The 22,129-nt window shown below is 50.5% G+C and carries 19 protein-coding genes; 9 read left to right on the top strand and 10 right to left on the bottom strand.

Annotation, left to right across the window (positions count from 1 at the left end; genetic code table 11):
- Window positions 1–289 precede the first annotated feature (289 nt).
- From P4D80_RS08985 to P4D80_RS08970, 4 genes are all read right to left on the bottom strand, one after another.
- Window positions 290–2,194, bottom strand: a complete 1,905-nt coding sequence (locus tag P4D80_RS08985) for a DUF3685 domain-containing protein (RefSeq protein WP_421658743.1) — start codon at window positions 2,192–2,194, stop codon at window positions 290–292.
- Between the two features lie 387 nt (window positions 2,195–2,581).
- The gene (locus P4D80_RS08980; RefSeq protein ID WP_421658742.1) at window positions 2,582–4,555 is read right to left on the bottom strand and encodes a hypothetical protein; all 1,974 of its coding nucleotides are present in this window, start codon (window positions 4,553–4,555) and stop codon (window positions 2,582–2,584) included.
- Between the two features lie 450 nt (window positions 4,556–5,005).
- Entirely contained in the window at window positions 5,006–6,916 is a 1,911-nt protein-coding gene (locus P4D80_RS08975) for a hypothetical protein (protein ID WP_421658740.1), read from the bottom strand.
- A 166-nt stretch (window positions 6,917–7,082) separates the two neighbouring features.
- Window positions 7,083–7,694, bottom strand: coding sequence for a cytochrome b/b6 domain-containing protein (locus P4D80_RS08970; protein WP_421658739.1), 612 nt, complete (start codon window positions 7,692–7,694; stop codon window positions 7,083–7,085).
- 184 nt (window positions 7,695–7,878) lie between these two features.
- Between P4D80_RS08970 and P4D80_RS08965 the strand changes: the two genes are divergently transcribed.
- Both P4D80_RS08965 and P4D80_RS08960 read left to right on the top strand, forming a co-directional pair.
- Window positions 7,879–8,259: a hypothetical protein gene (locus P4D80_RS08965; RefSeq protein ID WP_421658738.1), complete on the top strand. Its 381-nt coding sequence runs from the start codon at window positions 7,879–7,881 to the stop codon at window positions 8,257–8,259.
- Window positions 8,260–8,408: 149 nt separating this feature from the next.
- Complete coding sequence (locus P4D80_RS08960; RefSeq protein WP_421658736.1) at window positions 8,409–9,026, top strand: fibronectin type III domain-containing protein; 618 nt, start codon at window positions 8,409–8,411, stop codon at window positions 9,024–9,026.
- A 2-nt stretch (window positions 9,027–9,028) separates the two neighbouring features.
- On the opposite strand, the gene P4D80_RS08955 is transcribed toward P4D80_RS08960, so the two are convergent.
- From P4D80_RS08955 to P4D80_RS08935, 5 genes are all read right to left on the bottom strand, one after another.
- Window positions 9,029–10,048 (bottom strand): aldo/keto reductase, encoded by a 1,020-nt coding sequence (locus P4D80_RS08955; protein ID WP_421658733.1) that lies wholly within the window; start codon window positions 10,046–10,048, stop codon window positions 9,029–9,031.
- A 13-nt stretch (window positions 10,049–10,061) separates the two neighbouring features.
- A complete protein-coding gene (locus P4D80_RS08950) occupies window positions 10,062–10,229 on the bottom strand; it encodes an EVE domain-containing protein (RefSeq protein ID WP_421658732.1) in 168 nt (55 codons plus the stop codon).
- Entirely contained in the window at window positions 10,219–10,518 is a 300-nt protein-coding gene (locus tag P4D80_RS08945; protein ID WP_421658730.1) for an EVE domain-containing protein, read from the bottom strand. Before P4D80_RS08945 ends, P4D80_RS08950 begins: the two co-directional genes overlap by 11 nt.
- Window positions 10,519–10,817: 299 nt before the next feature.
- Window positions 10,818–11,078 (bottom strand): hypothetical protein, encoded by a 261-nt coding sequence (locus P4D80_RS08940; protein ID WP_421658728.1) that lies wholly within the window; start codon window positions 11,076–11,078, stop codon window positions 10,818–10,820.
- Window positions 11,079–11,090: 12 nt separating this feature from the next.
- Window positions 11,091–12,101, bottom strand: a complete 1,011-nt coding sequence (locus P4D80_RS08935; protein WP_421658725.1) for a ParM/StbA family protein — start codon at window positions 12,099–12,101, stop codon at window positions 11,091–11,093.
- 472 nt (window positions 12,102–12,573) lie between these two features.
- Here P4D80_RS08935 and trxA point away from each other — a divergent pair, with 472 nt between their 5' ends.
- The 7 genes from trxA (at window position 12,574) to P4D80_RS08900 (ending at window position 21,136) form a co-directional block, all read left to right on the top strand.
- Entirely contained in the window at window positions 12,574–12,897 is a 324-nt protein-coding gene (gene trxA / locus P4D80_RS08930; RefSeq protein ID WP_421658724.1) for a thioredoxin, read from the top strand.
- A 751-nt stretch (window positions 12,898–13,648) separates the two neighbouring features.
- Entirely contained in the window at window positions 13,649–14,947 is a 1,299-nt protein-coding gene (locus tag P4D80_RS08925; RefSeq protein WP_421658722.1) for an ABC transporter substrate-binding protein, read from the top strand.
- A 2-nt stretch (window positions 14,948–14,949) separates the two neighbouring features.
- A complete protein-coding gene (locus tag P4D80_RS08920; protein ID WP_421658721.1) occupies window positions 14,950–15,858 on the top strand; it encodes a carbohydrate ABC transporter permease in 909 nt (302 codons plus the stop codon).
- Window positions 15,859–16,054: 196 nt separating this feature from the next.
- Window positions 16,055–16,936: a carbohydrate ABC transporter permease gene (locus tag P4D80_RS08915; RefSeq protein ID WP_421658720.1), complete on the top strand. Its 882-nt coding sequence runs from the start codon at window positions 16,055–16,057 to the stop codon at window positions 16,934–16,936.
- 253 nt (window positions 16,937–17,189) lie between these two features.
- Window positions 17,190–18,278 (top strand): ABC transporter ATP-binding protein, encoded by a 1,089-nt coding sequence (locus P4D80_RS08910; protein WP_421658719.1) that lies wholly within the window; start codon window positions 17,190–17,192, stop codon window positions 18,276–18,278.
- A 554-nt stretch (window positions 18,279–18,832) separates the two neighbouring features.
- Window positions 18,833–20,173, top strand: a complete 1,341-nt coding sequence (locus tag P4D80_RS08905; protein ID WP_421658718.1) for a TrkH family potassium uptake protein — start codon at window positions 18,833–18,835, stop codon at window positions 20,171–20,173.
- Between the two features lie 258 nt (window positions 20,174–20,431).
- Entirely contained in the window at window positions 20,432–21,136 is a 705-nt protein-coding gene (locus P4D80_RS08900) for a potassium channel family protein (protein WP_421658717.1), read from the top strand.
- Between the two features lie 69 nt (window positions 21,137–21,205).
- On the opposite strand, the gene P4D80_RS08895 is transcribed toward P4D80_RS08900, so the two are convergent.
- Window positions 21,206–22,084, bottom strand: coding sequence for an NAD(P)-dependent oxidoreductase (locus P4D80_RS08895; RefSeq protein ID WP_421658715.1), 879 nt, complete (start codon window positions 22,082–22,084; stop codon window positions 21,206–21,208).
- Window positions 22,085–22,129: the final 45 nt, after the last annotated feature.

Genomic DNA, 22,129 nt, shown 5'->3' with positions numbered 1-22,129 from the left:
ACCTGCTGAAACCGTACTCCATAGCCATTTTCGCTTGAGTGGAGTACCTCTCGATCAAGGGAGTCAAGAGAATTACGGAGTTTTTCCAGTTGATATAGCGATAGTCATTATGGTTAGGACGGGGTGCAGGGGTGGAACCCCTGGCTGGGGGCGAAGCCACCACCATCCCTTAAAACCAATGCCCTGAGAAACCTGGCCACAGCTATAGCTGTAAGGAGTCGAGGAGAATGATATATGCCTGGATTTGAGGGAGAGCTTCTATAAAGCTCTTATAAAGCTCTCAATCCTTTCACCTGGATCGTTCACTATTGCGGCTAAATTTGCTGTCCTGAAACGCATTGCCAATGCCTTTGATAATACCGCGCCCAATCAGGCCAATACCGCGTCCAATTACCTCTGTTAGGAGATAAACCACTCCGCTGCCTACAAAGGAAATGGCAGAACGGAGACGGGGGGCGATCGCATCACGCGCTTCCAGGGCCAGCGTGACGACCAGCGGAATTCCCGAAAGCGCTGTCAGTTCCTCATTGCGGGGAGAATAGATAGAGGTTTTGGTGATACCCCCTTCCTGCAGAGTGAACAAATTGTATCGACTTTCAAAAATGGCCGCTGGTTCACCAAAGTACTGCTCTATCCGATAGTGCCAGGATAAATTGTTGCGAAATCGCTCAATTTCTCGCGTCGAAAGAAGCCGTTTGTCGTAGAAGTTACGCTTAATCGTTTCCACATTCCCAAAACGGTTGAGAAGCGGTTGCATCACTGCATTAGCAACTTGAACGATCAGATTTTGCAGCAGCATTTCCATCCGCACCATTGCTTCTACAGTGCCAGCCTCGTAGGAAGCATCGTCGATGGCAAGGGGAGTTTGAAACAGAAGGTGGGCCAGAAATTCGGGAATTAGGGGAATTTTGTCCAGAATTCCTGTCTGTACAATGTCTGCGTCCCGCAGCAGAATATTCACGATTTCGACGGGCTGATTGTTGAGTTGAAGGGTGTAATACTTGCCAAAGAAATCCGTCGTAGTAGTCTGCCACAAATCGAGCAAAATCACTGTCTGCTTTTCTTCCAATTGCTCAGGCTGTACCTGAGAAAAATGCAGGTCGTCTAAAATTTCTTCCAACTTACGCAGAATAGTGTAGAACAACTCTCGCTTTTTTTCTTCCCTCAAGATGTCAATTTCTAAAGTGGTTTCGGTGAGGTTTCGGAGGCTGGTTTGCAACCGGGCTGCTGTCATATCAAACAGAGCCGCACGAATAGAGCGCAGGGAGGTAGGAGCCGGAGCGGTGAGGGGAGCGGCGCTAGGAGTGGGAGAAGCTGAAGGCGACGGTAAGGGTAGTGCCTCTGTACCTGGCTTTGATGAAGCAGGCATAGAGGGTGGTGGAGGGGGGAAAGGGGAAAGTTGGGAGGGTTCCCTTCGGTGAGGAGGTGCTAAAAGTCGATTCACCAGCCAACGGGCAGCCCGTAGTTCACGATGGCGGCCGGCCAGAACAAGCTCATCAAGGGGAGTGAGGTTGGGGTTTTGGAGTTGGGTATTGAGGAGGGCGATCGCTGCATCAATTTGCCGGATGCCTGACTGGCGCAGATTACGGCGCAAAACGCCCAGCGGGGTATCGGTTTCAGAAGTAGCCGTTGCAGGGGTAGGGAGCAAACGTTCATCACTAGTATTTTTTGCCGGAAGTTGGGCGGCGGTCAGTGCCTGGCTGATCGTCTGCATTGCCAGATTCCAGTAGGTTTGTCCTGCCGCAACCTGCCGGATAGCAGAAACCCATGTTTGAATATCTGCCCCTTTCGGACAGTAACCTTCTGCTCCAGTTTGCATAGCCGCCGCCAGTTGAAGCGGATCTTGACTGGCACTAAGCAAAAGGATCGGGAGTTGGGGAAACAGGGCTTTGATTTGCTCACACAGGGCTACTCCAGTATTTTGCCCGGTTCGGGATTGCCCTAGGTCAAGGCTCATCAGGATCAGGTCAGGAGCGATCGCCCCATTCTCATCCAATTCACCCACACGGTTTTTCACCCAATCCTGCAATACCCGTAGAGCGGTTGCCCCAGTATCCGCTTCAAACACAATTCGCAAATCGGGAACCTGCTCAAATGCAGTCACCAATCCCAACCGAAAAACCGGATCATCCTCAATCAACATTAACCGGATTACACGGCGACGTTGGCGATTCGTTTCCGGTGGGTTGCTCATATTTGGTCATGGGTTCCCTGGATATAGAATACAGGCTACAGGGGGATGGGGAAAAGATTTGGTCAAAAGCATATAGCTCTACGCGGGTGTATTAGGACATTGGAATTAGAGAGGGAGTGGGGGCTTCGCCCCCAGCCAAGGGGTTCCACCCCTGCACCCCGTCCTAACCATAATGACTATCGCTATAACACCTAATCCCCGGTTTCCGCTCTATCAAATCCTATCGGGTTCCTTTCCCAGTTCCCGCAAACGAGTAGCTAACTGTTCAGCCCGATGATATTCCTGCTCTGCCTACTCCAAATCCGTGGGAGGTAGAGTGGGTTGCCAATCGAGCAACATCGTAGTAACTCCTCCCCAATACTGGTAGAAATTTTCTGCCATGAAGCACTAATGATTTGCAGGAGGCAGTACCTCATAGGACTCTACCGGGTAGTTATCAGGCGAAGGCAATTGGGACGGTTGCGGTTGAGGGGTTTGAATGATAGTGGGCGTGGGGCTTGCCAGGGGAGAAGGGCTGAATTGGGGTGTGGAAGGAGGCAGGGAGATGGCAGGGGGTAGCGCTGCGTCGGGAAGGGGAGTAGGAGCGGGACTACTGAAAGAATCCAATGGGTCATCGGTTGGCAGGTCATTTTCCTCCAATGGGATAGAAGGTTGGTTGCGTTTCTGCTGAGCGGTCCAGGTGGCGATCGCACCCTGCGCCTCACCGTACAGGGCACGACCAGGACGGATCTGGGATGCCAGATTAATTGCCGATGCCGTTTTGCCCTCCGCTGCAAGAGTATGGGCCCGGTTAAGCAGTGGTTGGTCTTCTGCAATTTGAATGTCGTAGAGCCAGTTGGAAATCGCGGTCTGGGCTTCATGATAGAGGGCTCGCCCAGGGCGAATTCTGGAGGCCACTTGAATGGCTTCATCCAGGCGCTGCTGTTTTGCCAGGGTTTGTGCCTGCTTCAGAATAGGCTCGTCTTCAATCAGTTGAATTTGCCGATTCCACTGGGCGATTGCCCCCTGAGCTTCAAGATACAGAGGACGCCCACGGACAATTTGCCTGGCGTAAGCGATCGCCCGCTTCAATGCTTCCGGTTTTCCAACCGCTGCATATTGCTGGGCTTGAGCCAGATAAGGGCTGTCCTGCACCCGCTCTATATCCTTCTGCCACATGCTGATGAGCGTCTGGGCATAGACCCGCCGGGGTCGCTCTGGCGTAATGCCCTGAGCAACCTGAATGGCAAGCTGGAGGGTGGGGATTTGTCTTAGGTTCGCAAGGGCACTGGCAATATTTAACTGGGTCACGTCTTGAATTTGCGTTTGCAGTTTAGGCAGAACCGTCTTTGTTTGCGAATAGAGCGGACTGGTCGGCTGGATTTGGCGCACCTGGGAAAATGCCATCCAGAGTTGCCAGAGTTGCTGGAAAAGAGGACCTCTGGGCAATGGATCAATCACGAGTGACTGAGCCCGGCTAAACCAAAGGATATCCCGCACATCGGGCACCGGAATTCCATGGGGCAATTCCTTAACCACAGCAGTTGCCCCTTCCAGGTTGGTTTTAGTAGACAAGCGCCCAGCCACGATCGCATAAAAGGTTGCCATCCAGCGTTCGATTTCAGCTTTTCCAGCTTTGTAGGCATAGGTATCGGGATTGATCTGCTCTGCAAGAGCGATCGCCCGTCCCAAGGCCTGAAGATCTCTGGGAGACTGTTTCACAATCAGGCGGGCTTTCTGAAGGTGGTCAGCCGCAATTTCTTCCGCACTGATCTGCTGCCTTAATCTTTCAATGTGTTGCAACCAGTAATCACTATCCATTTTGGAGAGCGCACGAATTCGCTGCGTTGCCAAAGCCCAATTTCTGGCCTTCATGGCAGCCTTGATAGAATCGATGATTGCCTGTCCCTGGCTGATATCTTTCTGCCAGGTTGTGATTGCGGCTCTGGCGTCTTTGTAAGTTGGGCTGCTGGGGGGAATTTTCTGTGCCAGGGCGATCGCACCTTTCAGGTCAGCCTTAATCGCCTTCATCCGAGCCAGCTCTAAAACCGTCACCGACCATTTCTCCATCAGATGTTGGGCACGACTGTAGAGGGGGTGATCAGCCGACCAATCCCTGACCAGGTCAAGCCCTGCGATTAGAGAGCTCGCATCACCAGACCGGGCTGCCTGCTCCACACAAAAGAGCTTATCCGCATCAAAACTAAGTGACTGGGGCTGTTTACACTCCGGTAGAGGTGGTAGTGTCGTCAGCCACAAAACAGCGGCCACCCCAGTTCCCGCACAAAATGCCAGCAACCATAACCATGCCAACGGACCTGCAAAAATGTGGATTTTCTTTCCCACCTGGGAAGTAACCCCCGTCAATGTTGACCGTTCCATACTCACACCCCAATTTTTGTCAGTCCTATTGGCCCCTTTCAGAAAAAATTTACTTCGTCAGCCAGCCATCCCCCCTTTTTCCGAACAATCCACAAACCTTTAGGGTTATAAGCAGGTAGCCATCGTTATATTGTTAAGGAGGGAGCGGGGGCTGCGCCCTCAGGCAGGAGGTTTCACCCCCCTCTACCCCCGAAATTATCCTTAATTTAACTAATTGGGCCTGGCTACCTTAACTAATTCCCTTGATCGAGCCTTTACAAAAGCGCAAGGCTGTACACCCGTCAAGCCTGGAGTCCGATTTTCGAGAGTTGATATTGGCCTTCTTGCTAATGGTTTTCTGAACGGTTTTCAGTGAGACATGAATTTAGCGCAAGAAACCCGCCTGAAGAAATTAAGTATCAGAAAATTTAAGCCGCGGGGTTGACAAGCTTCTAACTCCTGGCTCCTTCCTCATGGCGGCGGCAACTCTGGGAAAGGATGCATCCTCGGTGGAAGCATGGGCCGGCCCAAGTAGGGAGGAGGTGCGCTGGCGTAGGCGGGTGGTGGGTAGGCATTTTGGCGGTAGCGAGGGCTGTGGCGGCGCAGAGGCCGGTTGGCAGCTTCAATTTGCGCACTCCAATCAGAGATTGACCGTTGTGCTTCGTCGAAAAGTGCTCGTCCGGAGCCAATTTGAGAGGCCGTGTTAATCGCCCCTGAAAGGTTTCCGTTGGCTGCCTGAGATTTGGCACGGCTCAGAATCGGCTGATCTTCCGCAATTTGAATGAGATTGGTCCACTTTTGAGCAAACTTCTGGGCTTCGCCGTAAAGTGCTCGTTCGGGTCGGATCTTGCTGGCTTGCTGGATGGCCGCTTTCAATTTTTTCTGACTTGCCAGTGTTTTCGCCTGGTCTAGAATGGGGCGGTCTTCAATGATCTGGATCTGCCGATTCCACTTGGAGATCGCTGCCTGTGCCTTTGATCGCAGTGCCCGACCAGGGGCAATCACACTGGCCTGGGCAATCGCTGCCTTCAGGCTGGGGATTGTGTTGTCTGCTGCAAGGTTTTGCGCTGCTAGCAGGGCGGGGCGATCGGCCACACGCTGGATATCCTGTTTCCATCGAGCAATCAAGCTCTGGGCCTGTAACCGCTGGGGGCGATCGGGCTCAATTCCCTGGGCAATTTGAATCGCAAGCTGAAGGGAGGGAATCTGCCCCACCCTGGCAGCAGAATTGGCAACTTGAAGCTGGTTCAGATCCTGAAGCTGCTTCTCAAGTTGGGGAATCACGGCCTGAGCCTGGGAATAGAAGGGACTGTTTTTTCCAATCTGTTGCAGGTGGAATTGTGTCATCCAGACTCGCTGGAGTTGAACTGCAAGAGGCTCCCCCAGAGATGGGCGAGTAGCCAGTGCTTTGGCGCGGCTGTACCAGACCAGATCTCGAATTTTTGCTGGGGGAGAGACTTCGAAGGGCAGAGCCTGAGCAGCCGCGATCGCTCCAGCCTGGTCGAATTGGTCTGCCCGTGTTGCAACCAGGTTCAGCAAAGATTGGGTCCAGCGGGTAATGGAAGATTTAGCAACAGCGTGGGTGTGGGTTCTGGAATCAATCTGTTCAGCTTTGGCGATCGCCTCTGCCAGCGTATCAGAGTTGCTGGGGTCGTACTCTACCATCGCTTGAAGCTGTTGGAACTGCTCCCAGGCAGCCTGTTCCTTAGCCAGCTGCTGCCGCAACCGTTTCACCTCTGCCCGCCCCTTTTCATCGATGCCCAGCCTGGAAAAGGCGAGAATTTTATCCTCTGCGGTTTGCCAATCTTGCCGGGTTAAAGCCGCTTGAAAAGCCTTCTTAATGGCGGCTCTCTGGTTACGGTTTTTCTGCCAGCCTGCAATCGCCGCTTTCACCTCTTTATGAATAGGGCTTTCGGCTGGAATTTTGCGAGCCAGTTCAATCGCTGCCTGTAAATCGCCTTTTTCCGCTTTTTCCTGAGCGGTTTCCAGGAGGGACCTGGACCACTCTTTCATCGCCCGGTTCACCCGATGATGCAGAGGATGGTTGGCAGACCAGTTTTTTACCAGATTAAAGCCTGCCAGAATAGCATCTACTTTTCCAGAACGGGCATCCCGCTCCGCACAATACAGCCGCTCCGCATCGGGGGCTAGAGGGGCTACTTTTTTACAGTCCGGCAGGGGTGGAATTGAAGACAGCCAGATATAAGCTGTAACCGCCATTCCTCCACAAAGTGTGAGTAGCCCTAGCCATAGAGCAGGGGTTGCTGCTGCACTGATTCCTTGAAAGAACTGGGAGAGGATAGAGGGGCGATGTTGGCGAGTTCTGTTTTCGGAGCGATCGCCAACCTTTAACGGCACGTCCGGCAAAGGAGCCTCCTGCACAGGATGTGTTTGTCGATTATTGTATTCGCAGTAACCAGTTTTGGAGCAGGTGATACTGAACAGGTTCGTTTATGCCCATCAGTCTCGACATCAACCGTTTCACCGACATCTGATTTGAGTGATGGGGTGAGTTTCATACTGGTCTTCCTCATTCCCTAACCCTTCCTCATTGATTCCAGAACATTGAATTGACGAGGCGATCGCCCCCTGCTTTCAAAGCCAGCAGCGAATGGGCGATCACAAATATCAGCACTGCCGGTACGGTCATCAGATGCACTACTCGCAGGGGAAACCAACCGCCAAAGAAATCCACAATCCAGGGAAATTGCGCTGGTTTATACATGCCAATGCCCGTCAATAGGGCTAACAGTAGAATCGGGATGATTGAGGTGTATACAATTCGGTGCCAGGCATAGATGCGTCGCTTTGAATTTTTGCTCATTTGAAGGGCTTTGATGTCATTACTGCCCACATAACGATGCTTCCAGCGCTGGCTGACCAGCACATACACCCCATACCAGAGCAAATTCAACGAAAAGAACCACATTGCTGCAAAGTGCCAGTGCCTGGCTCCTGCTAACCATCCACCCAGGGTAATGAGTAATGGAAAATCATAACCACCCCGTCCGCCAAAGACAGGATTAGCGTTGTAGATGCGCAAACCGCTGGTCAGCATGAGAAAAAGACTAATGACATTGACCCAGTGAAAAATCCGGGCGGGGGGTGCCAGATGGAATTTAGGTTGCTTGCGATCGCTAAATTCAGAAGATGAGTCCATCGTGATACATGGCAAAGACTGCGAACAATGGGGCTGGTGCAGGATGGCAGAAATAACTGTGTCATCGGAGTGCTTACCAGAGTGTCCATCTCTTGATAGAAGGACAAATCCGCTCCAGATTCTAGCCTGGTAGGGGCTAGACCAGTTCTGCCCTTTCTGGCCAACCCTTAACAAGGAGTATTTTATGATGCATGCTCATTTCACATGTCGGGTTCTTGGTATTTTTCTGGCTTTTGTGTTGTTTCTGAGTATGGTTTTGGGAGGAAATGTTAACCAGGTATCAGCCAGACCCTTGACACCCGAAGCCTCAGCTTATGACGTTGATAAACCGACAACTCCAGAAATGGGGCAATGGATGCAACAAGAGAAATCGCGGACGAATCTCAAACGTGTAGCGAGTGAATCAATTCCAGCCGTAAAGGGTACTGAGAATGAAGAAAATATTTTCCAGCGAGCCGTGGAAAACGTTCAAGAAAAGCTAAATCTGGATGAACCAGCTCCTCAAAGCACAAAAGATTTTTTGAATGATGTGAAAACGAAAGCGAGTAATGCGGTAGATCGCTAGGAATTCTTGCAGTCACGAGAGGTAAAGGGAAAGCCAGGGGTAATTTGGCTTGAAAGAAGGGCATCCTTTGAAGGACTTTGATTGTTGAAAGCTCCCGTGAAATTAATGTCGGCTAAAATTGCCGAAATACTAAGTAGCAGGAGTTCCTGATGAGTATGCGATCTTCTATTGGGGGTGTTACTGTGCTATCAACCTATCGCAAACAAGCTTTTATTGGCGTTCCGTGTTTTGTGGTAGCAGCATCGGCTGTGCTGCTACCAGCAACGGGTGGGGCAGTGGTCAGCAATGGCCAGGTATTTTGTTACTCCGATCGCCCCTGTATTGAATCGGTGACCTCAGATGCTCGCTCAATCCGAATTAGCTGGCGTGGCAGAGAGTACTTCGACTTCTACAATGTGCGCTGGATTCGCCCTGGAAAAGAGGAGATGGAAACTCACAAGATGCTGGAAGGCGGGAATAAGGGAAGCCTGGCCATTACCAAAATCCTGCCAAATACTCAGTACGTCATCAAAATTCAGGGATGCAACACCCAACTCATTGGCGGTCCTGCCTGTACGGAATGGGAGATCCAGGAAGTGGTGACGCAGGATTTTGCACTGGAGGAAGAAGCCACTGGAACTCAACCGGCTGAAGGCCAACCGACCGGATCTGCAACGGTTGAGGAACCCGCGGTGGTTGAACCCGCTTCAAAACAACCACTTATGGATGCGCCCCCGGTGGTTGTTCCCACTACTGAGGTGCCCGCTTCTGAAACGTCACCCAAATAAGTTTAGCGGCGGTATTCGTCTCCGCAGTCACCAATGAGTGAGTACAGGTTGCGGGCGTTGCTGGTCACCGCGTCAATCCTGGCAAGATCATCCGCATCCAGGGAAAAATCGAATACTCTGGCATTGTCCTGGATATGTTCTGAGACACCCAGGCGAGTGCCGATAATCACACCAGCAACGGCAGGCTGTTCCAGCACATAGCGAGCGGCAACGTTGGCGATGGTAGCCTTGTGTTTTTGGGCGATCGCCTGCAAAGCTTGCAATAATGCCTGAAATAAATCCCAGTCTCCCCAGGCATCAATCATTTGCTTGTACTTGCGCAGGGAAGCCGTGCCCAGATCCCAGCGTCGGGGTTCGCGCATACCCAGGTACTTTTCAGACACTAAGCCGCCGCAGAGAGACCCATAGGCGAACAGCTTAATGTTGTGCTGTTCACAAAAGGCTGCCATTTGCACCTGGGGGCGGCGATCGACCAGGGAGTACTGCACCTGGTTTGACACAATGGGAATGCCGTGATCCAGAATGATTTTCAAGTGTTCTGTATCGAAGTTGGTCAAAGCCAGATAGCGGATTTTGCCTTCTTTCTGGAGGTCTGCCAGGTGTTTGAGGGCATCCAGATAGCTGCGATCGCCGTACTCCCACCAGTGAAATTGCAACAGGTCAAGGGTTTCCACTCCCATCCGGCGCAGGGAGATGTTGATGTTGTCTTCCACAATCTGTAGTGTCATTTTGCCAGGGCGGGGCACCCACTTGGTAAATGCTTGAATCCCTTGTACCGCACTTTCTCCGCGCGTTGCTTTCAACTGCCTGCGAAATTCGCCAATGAAATCTTCGGCGGGGCCGTAGTGGTCGGCTAAGTCCCAGGTGGTAAAGCCCGCATCCACATAGTGAAACATACTCTCAACGGCGGCCCTGGGATTGATGGAACCATGGGCACCGGAAACCTGCCACATGCCGTTGAGAATCCGGCAGATGGTCATGTCTGGGGTGAATTGGAGATAGGCGGAGGAGGGGAGAGGCATAGGGGAGAGGGGCTTAACTACGAGCCATCGCTAAAATTTGCTGGGCAACGGGCTCTTCCACAGGCATGACGGAGAGACGATTGCCCTGTTTCACCACCACTAACTCTTCTGGGCTGAACTTCTGCCGCAGCATCTCCAGGGAAAGGAAGGTGGGAAAAGCTTCCACAAATTCAACTTCCACCGTGCGCCAGCGGGGGGTTATCTTTGGGCGATTTTTCGTCATAATACTTGCTCTTGGGGTCAAATTGAGTTGGGTCTACGATGTCTGGTGTGGAGATTTTCATCAGCCCCGCAATACCTGGTGGTTCGGCATTGGAGTGGTAGAAGAAAGCAAGATCGCCCACTTGCATCGATCGCAAAAAATTCCGGGCCTGATAGTTGCGCACCCCATCCCAAATGGTGGTGCGATCGCGCTTCAGATCGTCAATGCTGTAAACACTGGGCTCAGACTTCATTAACCAATAGTTCATTGGAAGTGGGAATAGGGACAGGATCACAGTTTACTGTAGTTGCCCCTGATCTCAGGCGTAATTTGCATACCTCATAAGTAGGTAGTCATACGCGATTAAATTAAGAATAATTAAGAATAATTTCGGGGGGAGAGGGGGTAAAATCCCCTGCCTGGGGGCGCAGCCCCCATTCCCCCCTTTACCAATTAGATATGAATACCTAAGTAGGTAGTCATACGCGGTTTGAAGTAGACATTCGTTAATGTAGGGACACTCGATGGAATGTCCCTACGCAAGACCGGATTGAGAGAGGGGAGAAATCAAAGCCCAAGTAGTTGATCCAACTCATCCAGAGCCTCGCACTTAAAGGAAACCGATGCTTCAGTTGTTGCGATCGGGGTCTGGATACCCCAGGTTGCGGTTTCCTCAATCATCCGGCGAGGTCCATTCAGATACTCATCTGCGTACCGACGGAAGACAGCCTCTACCGCAGCTCGTGGATTCTTCAAGCCCCACTCCGAGGCAATCAGGCTCGCCTTCTCCAACACATCTCGGCTGAGCCTTACTTTGTTGTCATACATCGCGATACTCCATCAAAAACTTAACTGTGCTCCATTCAAAATGGGAAACAAACCCCGCACATTGGCAAACTGTGGGTCGCCCATGACCGCGAATAACTTGCGCCCCTGCAAACGCTCGGAAATCAAGTGGGAACCACCTCCTGTAACCAGGAAACGAGTCACCCGTGCCATGTAAGGGGTGTACTGGGCTCGCACTGTCTGAAAGATGCCCTTGAACCAGGGTTCGAGGTGTTCTTCTAGCCAGGGCAACCAGGACAGACCCGTATCAGCGTAGGTATGTCCAGCACGAAAACCATCCATGACAATGCTGGGGTCTGCCGAAGTGCCAAGGGCATCAGTCAGACGGCGATCAAAACTGATGGAAGTTGCCAGTTCATAGGTACCGCCCCGATCCATCACATTTTCATCAATGACCTCACCTTCAGCATCCACCAGGCGAGTCAGCCAGGTGCCTCCCCCAATATCGATTACAATCGTGTAGCCACTATCGGGAATCAGCCCCATCCGTTGGGCATAGTGGTAAGCACCCATCCCTTCCCGCTCAACTTCAACACGTTCAACCAAAACTCGATAATCAATTCCGTTGCGTTTGAACTCGTGCATCCCCAAAAGTTGCTGCCGGATAGCATCTTCGCTTTTAGCAGGGTCCGGGGTTGAGGCATAGACACTGAGAGCAAATTCAGTTTTATTTTCCCAGGGTTCAAGGCAGGCGTAAAGGTGGAGCCGTGACAACTCAACCTTGTTTTCAATTACAGTTTGTTGTTGACGGCGATATTTATAAGCCTGCCCACCAAAATGAAAACGGGTACCGTCGGCCAGTTCAACCAGGGGAGACGCTTCGGAGTAGCGGACAGAATCTCGCCCCTGGGGAAGCTGAAACCGGACGGAACGAATGGCCTTTGGATGGCCCACTCCATCCCAAAATTTGAGGTCGTAGTTCCCAGCATCCAGTGCCAGAATGCGGCTAGTAAAGGAATTACCAGCATCTTTTTTAGCTCTTGTTTGTCGAGTAGCGGTCGTCATGGGTTCCTCGCTTATACTGATTCCTAACGGTAACGGTTGGGCTTTAACTCGTTTTCGATTGTCCCCATTAGTACACATGTACTATACAGGTTCAAGGAATCTTTTGCAAGGGCTCTTCTGGAATTTCAGTGATAAGCTGCGCTTATTGCTAAAACAAAATCGATATTTTAGGGTTTTGTTTAAGATGGGAGAGTAGCGGTACCACTCTCTCACTGACAAAGCGGGAGAACCTTTGCAAGGAATCTGGCAAAGTTGTTTAAGGGATGGGGTTTCAATTTAATTCGAGAATTGGGTAGGAGCGGGTTTTGCCGTCAAGCTCTTATTCGCTTCTTCACCTTTTTTCTGTTCTGGGCCCTCAATGATTACGCATCACCTGGTGCCGAAATGTGTCTAAATATGTCGATGATTTAGCCCAGGTGGAGGTTTTCGCTATGGTAGAATTCGTTGAAATGATTAGGTAAGGATTCCGAGAATGTCAGCAGCTGCGTCTGTTACAGATTCCACCTTTAAGCAAGAAGTTCTTGAGAGTGATGTTCCCGTTTTAGTAGACTTCTGGGCTCCCTGGTGCGGTCCGTGTCGTATGGTGGCACCAATTGTCGATGAGATTGCGGCACAGTACGAAGGACAGGTTAAGGTCGTTAAGGTCAACACTGACGAAAATCCAAGCGTCGCCAGCCAGTATGGCATTCGTAGTATCCCGACGCTGATGATTTTCAAAGGAGGCCAAAGGGTCGATATGGTTGTTGGTGCGGTTCCCAAGACAACGTTGTCCAATACGCTTGAAAAGTATCTTTAAGCTTTGTTTTAGTACTCAGACTCAAGATTTCAGCGCCTCAGGTTTCTGCCTGGGGCGCTTTTAATATGAAGTTCAGGGAATCAGGCGATTTTCAGAATAAAAATTGCGGAATCTCTTTTTACAATCCAGATAAGATTGCTACATCAACGCCTTATTGTTAATTTAAATCTCAGTTTGTTGAGCGAAATTAATCATCTTTCTGCCTTAAATGATTCTGTAGACGGATATGCCTCCATCTTGAGCTAGGTATTCTGGAATTTATTCCTCTAATCAATACGTTCTTAAATCAAAAACAAGATTTCGATGGTTCTCCTGGCTCGTCGTTAAAGAGTTAATATCTGGCTGTTTTCTCTGAGGGGCATTTTTTGATGCTTTGAAATTGATCGAATAGCCACCTGGTAGTTTGCTGAGTGATCGTTTGATCGTTTGGTGAGCGATCGCCCCTAAGTAGCGACTGGTCTATCAAGACTGTTTGGATGGGTTGAAAACCCTCAAAACACCTGAGAATTGGGTTTTGTAGATTTTTGAGGGATAATCAAATCTATCCTGACAGACTACCAGGCGCAATTAAGGCGCAATTAAATTAAGGATAATTCGGGGATGGAAGGGGTGAAACCCTCTGCCTGGAAGGCTTCGCCCCCACTCCCCTCTTTACAATTAATGATGGCTGCCTACTGATTAATCAAAATTAAATAATGGCAAAAACCGATATTTTCTATCCATGAAATTGCTTTTTTTCCTAAAAACAGTTTTGACAAAATACTGGCTGCGATCGCGCCTATTTTATCGGCTGAGTTTACTGATTCTTTTTGCTATAAGTGCGGCGTTGATAATTGTGCCCGCCCTTTCTCAACCAGTAACACTGAGACTCTTGATGACCGCTCCCGATGTTCCTCCGTGGAACCGGGTTATGGTGAAGGCATTTGAAGCGCAAAATCCAGGAATTCGACTGCAAATTGTTGAAGGACCCAACGCAACCAATCTGATTGAAGATCTCTATACTTCTGCCTTCTTGCTGGGTGACTCTCCCTATGATTTGATCAACATGGATGTCATCTGGACACCGAAGTTTGCTGCCGCAGGCTGGTTGGTAAACTTAACCGATAAGTTTTCTCAGGAAGAGTTGTCAGTCTTCTCAACCCCAGATGTGGAGGGAGGAAAGTACCAGGATCGACTCTATCGGCTGCCGATCCGTTCAGATGCAGGGATGCTGTATTACCGCAGAGATTTGCTTGAGCAAGCAGGTTATCAACCCCCTAAGACCTTTGAAGAACTGATAAAAATTTCAAAGGACTTGCAGGAGAAAGGACTGGTTCGCTGGGGTTACCTCTGGCAGGGGCGCCAATATGAAGGGGCGGCAGCCATGTTTGTGGAAGTGCTGAAAGGCTTTGGTGCCTTTTGGGTCAACCCTGATACTCTGGAAGTTGGGCTGGATCAGTCAGCCGCGATTCAAGCTGTGGAATTTTTGAAGAGTACCATTCAGGAAGGCATTTCTCCTCCAGGCGTGACGACCTACATGGAAGAAGATACCCGCCGGATCTTTCAAAATGGGGAAGCTGCCTTTTTGCGTAGCTGGCCCTATGTCTGGCCTCTAGTTAACGCAGAAGATTCTCCCATTCAAGGAAAAGTTGGCATTATGCCCATGATCGGGGCAGAAGGAAACACGGGCGGGTCGTGCCTGGGTGGTTGGGGGTTGGGTATTTCAAAGACGACAAAACATCCGAAAGAAGCACTCAAAGCCATCCGATTTTTAACCAGTGAGGCACCGCAAAAGGAATTTATTTTGGAGGCGGGTTATGTGCCCAGCCGCAGGTCACTCTTTACAGATCCGGCGATTGTTGCCAAATACAGTTACTATCCCCAGTTTCTTCAGGTTGTGCAAAAGGCTGTTCTGCGTCCTCCGATTGCACAATACGCTCAGGCATCCGATATTTTGCAACGTTACCTGAGTGCTGCCCTGACGAATCAAATGACGGCTGAACAGGCCATGCAAAACGCTGCCAGAGAAACCCGCCTCCTGCTGGAAGCAGGACGGGCAAGGAGGGGGTAAGAATGACCGCAACTAAAGTGGATACCATTCAAGCTCGCTATCGCCGAACGGGGTTGTACCTGCTCCTTCCAGCGGTGGCGGTGTTACTGCTGGTGTTTGCTTACCCAATTGGGCGATCGTTCTGGCTCAGCCTGTTTGACCAGAATTTGGGAACAGGGTTAGAGCCCGTTTTTGCCGGGCTGAGCAACTATGGCCGGATCATGGGTGACGGTCGCTTCTGGCAGAGCTTTTGGGTAACCACCCGATTTACAGTAATCACCGTCGTGCTGGAACTCATCCTGGGCATGGGTATTGCTCTGGTGCTAAATCAGGCATTTCGGGGACGAAATGCGGTGAGAACTATCGCCATCCTTCCCTGGGCACTACCCACAGCTCTGATTGCTCTCGGTTGGACCTGGATTTTCAATGACCAGTACGGCATTGCCAATGATATTCTGCTGCAGCTGGGCTTGATTCAGGAAGGGATTAACTGGCTAGGCGACCCTTTTACCGCCACCGTTGCCCTGGTCGTCGCTGATGTTTGGAAAACCACCCCCTTTATCAGCATCTTGCTGCTGGCAGGTCTACAGTCTATCCCCGGCGACCTCTATGAAGCCTATGCCCTGGAAGGGGCCAGTGCCTGGCAAAGCTTCTACCGCATTACCCTACCGCTGCTGATGCCCCAGGTCATCATTGCAACCCTGTTTCGGTTTGCCCAGGCATTTGGCATTTTTGACCTGGTTCAGGTAATGACTGGCGGTGGACCGGGTGGGGCAACCGAAGTGGTTTCACTTTACATCTATGCCACTGCTATGCGTTATCTCGACTTTGGCTACAGCGCAGCTATGGTCGTTGTCACTTTTTTGCTGTTGATTTTGGTAGTTGTCATTTGTACAGTTCTGATTTCTCGTTATCGGTCTCGAACGAGATGAGGAGGGAGTAGGGCTTGAGGGCTAGGAGCTGAGAAGAAAGAAAAAGGAGAAAAGAGAATAAGGAGAAAGAAGAAAGAAGGAGTGGATGAGTGGGGGAGTGAGGGAGTAAAGAAACTTCACCCCTCACCCTATCACCCCCTCACCTCTCACCCCTTACTTAACAAACAACGAACAAACCAACGACTAACAACCCATTATGTCCACGACTCTCAATCCTGGTTCCCTGTCCACTCAAGCAAAACCCCGAAAGTTGACGGTGGGAAGGGTGCTGTTTTGGTTGGCAGTGGTGGCGATCGCGATTTTCTGTCTCGCTCCCATCCTGTGGCAGGTGTTGACCTCGTTCAAAGTGAATGAGGATATTTCTGCGATTCCAAATGTCTACTTCCCAACCCGGTTTACACTCGACCATTACATGGAGCTGTTTACCCGCCGTCCGTTTATGCGGTATGTCTTCAACAGTGCTCTGGTGTCGATGGTTTCAACAGTGGCATGTCTGTTAATCGGGGCTCCGGCGGCTTATGCTCTGGCGCGTCTCCGGCCTCTAGGCGGCAGAATTATTCAGGCGGGAATTCTCTTCATTACTCTGTTTCCCGGCATTCTGTTGCTTCAGGGGCTCCTGGAAATTGTTCAAACGTTTCATCTGGGCAACCGCTATCTGTCGCTCATCATTCCCTACACGGCCATCAACCTGCCCCTCACCATCCTGGTGATGAGGAGTTTTTATGAGCAATTGCCTAAGGATCTGGAAGATGCCGCTCGCGTAGATGGCTATAACACCTTGCAGATGCTGACTAAAATCGTCATGCCGCTAACCCTGCCCGCCCTCGTCACGACCGGCATTCTTACCTTCATCTTTGCCTGGAATGAGTTTATTTTTGCGCTCACCTTCATTACCGAAGAGCGAATGAAAACGATTCCCGTTGCCTCTGCCCAAATTGGCGGAACCTCTGTATTTGAGATTCCCTACGGCCCGATCGCCGCCGCTACTGTCGTTGGCACCATCCCCCTCGTCTTACTGGTACTCTTCTTCCAGCGCCAAATTATTCAAGGGCTAACGGCGGGGGCAGTAAAAGGGTGAATTATCAGGATCCTATTCGGATTGTGAGAAGGAGTCCCTGCGGAATCCTTTCTCACAAAGCCTCTCAATCTCACGATTGATTTAGGAATGAGAGTTAAATAACTCCGAAAACTTCACCCCGCCTTTGGCACCCCTCTCCGACTCGGAGAGGGGAAGGGGGAGAGGTCAGTTCACTCAAAAAATGCGGTGTTATTAAATCCATGATCCTAAGCAACCTGGCGACAGCTATAACAACTAACAACTAAAACCAACAATGGCAAAACTCGAACTCATAAATCTCAATAAAACCTTTACGCCTCGAATTGTTCCGGTAAAAGATGTCAATTTAAGTGTGGAAGACGGCGAGGTCCTGACGCTGTTGGGGCCTTCGGGTTGTGGGAAATCCACGGTGCTGCGAATGATTGCAGGGCTGGAGGAACCCACGAAAGGACGGATACTAATCGGTGGGCGTGATGTTACCTACCTGAAACCGGGCGATCGCAACATTGCGATGGTCTTCCAGAGCTATGCCCTCTATCCCCACATGACGGTATATGACAACCTCTGCGCCGGACTGCGCCTGAAGAAAGTACCCCAGGATGAAATTGACAGGCGCATTACCGAGGTCTCTCACATCCTGGGACTGGATGACCTGATGCAGCGCAAACCCGGTCAACTTTCTGGAGGGCAGCGGCAGCGGGTTGCTGTAGGGCGGGCCCTGGTGCGGCGATCGGATGTGTTCTTACTGGATGAACCCCTTAGTAACCTGGATGCCCTCCTGCGAGAGCACGTGCGGGCAGATCTAAAGCAGATCTTTTCAGACCAGAATGCTCCTGTGGTCTACGTTACCCATGACCAGACTGAGGCCATGACCCTTTCCACCCAGGTGGCCATCCTCAACAACGGCTATGTACAACAACTGGATGCTCCCGAAAATATCTACAACCACCCAGCCAATCAATTTGTTGCCGGTTTTGTGGGTAGTCCTCAGATGAACCTGCTCACCCTGCCCTGCCAGGGAAATCATGCCCTGCTGGGAGACTTCAAAATTCCCCTCCCCGATCTTCCTACCTCACCGCCATCTGTTGTTTTGGGGATTCGTCCCGACCACATCCATCTCCTCGAATCGGATGAATCTACAGACAGGCCCATCCTGAAAGGAAAAGTCTTTTTGGTAGAAAACCTGGGGATGAACAACCTGGTCAGTATCCGAGTTCCGAATTCCCAGGGAAATGCGATCGTATTACGGGCTCTGCTTCCTCCAGCGATTTGGGCAAATCGGGAATTAACCTTCACCCTTCTTCCCGAACTGACTCACTGGTTTGATGTGCAATCAGGCGATGCCCTCGCCAGAAGGTCTTAACTAACGTTGCATTGCGATCAGGATAAAATGCTGACGAAGAGAAGCCATTATTATCAGCTGCGGGAGAACGCGTTAAAGCTCAAACTATTGTGCGAGTCCAACTCAAAGGTTTGGCTACCCAACCCGGCGAAGCCATTGTCATCACCAGAGATTGCCCCGAATTGGGCGAATGGAATAATCGATAAAGCCTACCCCCTGGAATACATCCACTCCAACACTTGGTTTGGCAAAATCCCATTCAACAAAAGCGCCCTTGTAGGCGATCGCCTACAAATATGCGATCGCCTTCCCAACACTCCGGGCAATGACACCCACGTTCTCCTCTGCAAAAAACTTCGTCTGCCGCTGCTGGCTTCTGGCCGAAGAAGGTATTGTCAAATGGCGCAATACATGGGCAGCATAGGTAGAAGGCTAAGGGTTCTTTGTTGTCGTTTCAAGAAGGGAGAGAGGGATAGAGTAACAGGGTGAGGAGTGAAGTTTCTTTACTCCCTTACTTCCCCAATCTCCCACTCATCCACCCACTCACTCCTTCTTCCCTCTTCTTTTTTCCCTCCATGACCGTCTCCCGAACAATCTGCATTGGTTTCCTGGCCGTTATCACAGTAGGGACGCTGCTACTGTTGCTGCCCTTTTCTGTAAACGATAATGCTCTAGATTGGGAGCATTTCATCGTCGCCCTGTTCACGTCAACTTCAGCGGTTTGTGTAACGGGGCATATTGTGGTAGATACAGGCACTTACTTCTCTCCCTTTGGGCAATTCGTAATTCTGGCCCTGATCCAGGTGGGGGGGTTGGGCTACATGACAGCCACCACGTTTCTGTTTCTGTTGATCGGGCGCAAGTTTGGTTTGCGAGATAAACTTGCTGTTCAGCAAGCTCTAGACCGGGATGAAATTCAGGGGGCGTCCCAGGTCATTCGTTCCATCATTGCAACCACAATGATTTTTGAAATCACGGGAGCCTTTTTGCTTCTGCCGGTATTCAGCCCCAAATATGGCTTAGACCATGGGCTATGGTTATCCCTTTTTCATAGTGTCAGTGCATTTAACAACGCTGGATTTAGTCTATTTGCAGATAACTTAGTAGGCTTCCAGTCCTCGCCACTGCTTAATTTAGTTATTCCAGGTCTAATCATTTTTGGCGGAATTGGGTATGAAGTAATTTTTGAAATGTACCTCTGGTTGCGTGTCCGCTTCCTGCGCAGACCCGAACAGGTTATCTTGTCGCTCAATTTCAAAGTTGCTGTCAGCACAACTCTGGCACTTCTGGTACTGGGGGCGATCGCCTTTTTCCTGGTCGAACTTCGTAATCCCAATACGATTGGAGTGGTCGATTTTCCAACGAAGCTAATGGTGGCCTGGTTTCAGGCTGTAACTCCCCGAACCGCAGGATTCAACACGATTGACATTGGCAAAATGACCACCGCCGGATTGTTCATCACCATTGCCCTGATGTTTATTGGTGGCAGTCCCGGTGGTACCGCTGGTGGCATCAAAACCACAACTCTACGGGTGTTAACAAGCTGCACCAAAGCTATTCTGCGCGGTAGAGAGGAAGTTACGCTGTACGAGCGACAAGTTCCCCTTTCCCTCATCCTGAAAGCGGTGGGTGTTGCCGTTGGGTCATTTGGAACCGTGATCGCAATGACGATCCTGATCTCCCTATCCGATCCAGAGGTCAACTTCATCCAAATTCTGTTTGAAGTTGTGTCAGCTTTTGCCACCGTTGGTTTGTCAACGGGCATTACTGCGGAACTGACTGTCTTTGCCAAACTTGTTCTGGTTGCCACGATGTACATTGGACGGGTAGGGGTGCTGCTGCTGATAGCAGCTCTGGTGGGAGACCCCAAACCCAGCTTTATTCATTATCCTGAGGAAAACCTTCTGGTCGGTTAATTTGAAGATTACAGATTCTCATCAACATCCATCCAACAGAGGTGTTAAAGTCTGCAACAGACCCTGTAATCTATCTTCTTAGTTAGCTGTAGTCACTAGCTTAGGAACGGGGTGCAGGGGTTCCAACCCTGGCTTGGGGGTGCAACTCCTATTCCTCGGTTAAACCCAATTTCCTAAGCAATCTGGCAACAGCAATACTTGACGTTTCGATGGAGGCGGCATCCGTTTCCTGGTATGGAAACCATGTGCCGATAGCGATTGGTTAGTTTATCGTCCTTAAATTTTTTCCATAACCTTAGGGCTGACTTAAAAAATCGACAGTTTGGCGTCATTGGTCTGGGGCGCTTTGGGCGAGCAGTTGCTTCTACCCTGCACAAGCAGGGATACGACGTACTGTGTATTGATTCTGACGAAGCAAAGGTTGCTCAAATCCTTTCAGACCGCATTGCGACCCATGCTCGCCAGTTAGACTCGACTCAACCTTCCGCTCTACGGGAAGCTGGAGTTTTTGAGCAAGATACTGTGATTGTGGCGATCGGTAACTACGTCCAGGAAAGCATTATCACTACTTTGAATGTCAAAGAGGGAGGGGTGCGTCATGTGGTGGCAAAAGCTTCTTCAGAAATTCACATGAAACTACTGCGAAAAGTTGGAGCAGATCATGTGGTGTTTCCGGAGCATGAGATGGGTTGTGCCCTGGCGCGATCGCTCACCAAACCCGGCATCCTTGATCGATTTGAGTTAGACCCTGAAAATAGCATTGTTGAAATGATTACACCGGAACAGTTTGTCGGCAAGACCATTTCAGAACTTCGGCTCCGCAGCAATTATGGCTTAAACGTTTTAGCCGTCAGCCAGGATGGCAAGTTTGAAATTAACCCCCCTCCAACTAAGCGCCTGGAAAAAGGCTCTGCTATGGTTGTAATCGGTGCTAACCATTGCATCAATCGGTTGCCGGTTTAAAGAGGGTCCAGGGGCTGGGGATGAGGGTTGTTTGTTGGTGATTAGTTGATAGATTACCCATCCACTCCGTTACTCGATCACTCCCTCTCCTCCTTCCTCAATGGCTGAAAACAGGGCGGAATAGTCCTCATCTGCCAACCCCATTGCGATCGCCTGTTGCAAGATATGGCTGACAGCAGCAACGAGGCGGGTGTTGATCCCCAGCGATTTTGCTTCGCTTAAAAACAGGTTGTTGTCTTTGAGCAGATGTTTGGTCGGAAAGTTGGGGTTGGCGAAGTTGCGCTCTACCATGCGTTGAAGTTTCTTATCAAACGTAGGAGCATAAAGGGCGCTTTGACGCAGGATTTGCATGAACAATTCGATATCAACTCTATATTTCATAACAAAACTGAGGCTGGTGGAGAAAGCAGCGGTTAACGAGGCAATGAGCTGGTTAAGGGCTAATTTTGTCGCTGTTGCCGTTCCCACAGGGCCAATGAGGATTGGCTCCGGGCCAAAGCATTTGAAGACGGGCTGATAATTTTCAAACTGCTCTGGCGTTGCTCCTACCATGACAATCAGTTTGCCTGCTTTGGCCTCCGGTATACTTCCTAAAACAGGGGCCTCCAGGTAAGCTCCTGCTGCTGCGACGACCTCATCTCGAATTAACTGGCTTTCGGTAGGAGCGATCGTTCCCATCTGGATCACCGTTTTACCAGCCAGTTCTCCGCGGGTGGTTTCTGTCAATAGCGTTTCCCGGATTGCCTGAGCATTGGTTAGCATCAACACGATGCAGGTTGAATGATGGATGAGTGTTTGGGGAGAAGGGGCAATTTCCACACCTGCCGTTCTCAGTGGCTCCAACTTTTCAGGAGTGCGGTTGTAGGCGATCGCCAGCAATCCTCCCTCTAGCAACCGCTGAGCCATTGGCAGTCCCATCAGTCCAGTCCCCATCAGTCCAACTTTCACACTCCACCTCCCCCATGAGCTGTCAAACTTAATTTTGACAGGTGT

Source organism: Leptothermofonsia sp. ETS-13 (assembly GCF_049200465.1).
Taxonomy (GTDB): Bacteria; Cyanobacteriota; Cyanobacteriia; order Leptolyngbyales; family Leptolyngbyaceae; genus Leptothermofonsia.
The sequence above is the reverse complement of the archived record's forward strand: the minus strand, read 5'-3'. Positions and strand labels throughout refer to the sequence as shown.

Bases quoted from the DNA above. Each gene is read 5' to 3' on its own strand.
- P4D80_RS08915 (WP_421658720.1), top strand. From the start codon at position 16,055: ATGTCCACGACTCTCAATCCTGGTTCCCTGTCCACTCAAGCAAAACCC.
- P4D80_RS08985 (WP_421658743.1), bottom strand. From the start codon at position 2,194: ATGAGCAACCCACCGGAAACGAATCGCCAACGTCGCCGTGTAATCCGG.
- trxA (WP_421658724.1), top strand. From the start codon at position 12,574: ATGTCAGCAGCTGCGTCTGTTACAGATTCCACCTTTAAGCAAGAAGTT.
- P4D80_RS08935 (WP_421658725.1), bottom strand. From the start codon at position 12,101: ATGACGACCGCTACTCGACAAACAAGAGCTAAAAAAGATGCTGGTAAT.
- P4D80_RS08955 (WP_421658733.1), bottom strand. From the start codon at position 10,048: ATGCCTCTCCCCTCCTCCGCCTATCTCCAATTCACCCCAGACATGACC.
- P4D80_RS08970 (WP_421658739.1), bottom strand. From the start codon at position 7,694: ATGGACTCATCTTCTGAATTTAGCGATCGCAAGCAACCTAAATTCCAT.
- P4D80_RS08945 (WP_421658730.1), bottom strand. From the start codon at position 10,518: ATGAACTATTGGTTAATGAAGTCTGAGCCCAGTGTTTACAGCATTGAC.
- P4D80_RS08980 (WP_421658742.1), bottom strand. From the start codon at position 4,555: ATGGAACGGTCAACATTGACGGGGGTTACTTCCCAGGTGGGAAAGAAA.
- P4D80_RS08920 (WP_421658721.1), top strand. From the start codon at position 14,950: ATGACCGCAACTAAAGTGGATACCATTCAAGCTCGCTATCGCCGAACG.
- P4D80_RS08910 (WP_421658719.1), top strand. From the start codon at position 17,190: ATGGCAAAACTCGAACTCATAAATCTCAATAAAACCTTTACGCCTCGA.
- P4D80_RS08965 (WP_421658738.1), top strand. From the start codon at position 7,879: ATGATGCATGCTCATTTCACATGTCGGGTTCTTGGTATTTTTCTGGCT.
- P4D80_RS08940 (WP_421658728.1), bottom strand. From the start codon at position 11,078: ATGTATGACAACAAAGTAAGGCTCAGCCGAGATGTGTTGGAGAAGGCG.
- P4D80_RS08905 (WP_421658718.1), top strand. From the start codon at position 18,833: ATGACCGTCTCCCGAACAATCTGCATTGGTTTCCTGGCCGTTATCACA.
- P4D80_RS08960 (WP_421658736.1), top strand. From the start codon at position 8,409: ATGAGTATGCGATCTTCTATTGGGGGTGTTACTGTGCTATCAACCTAT.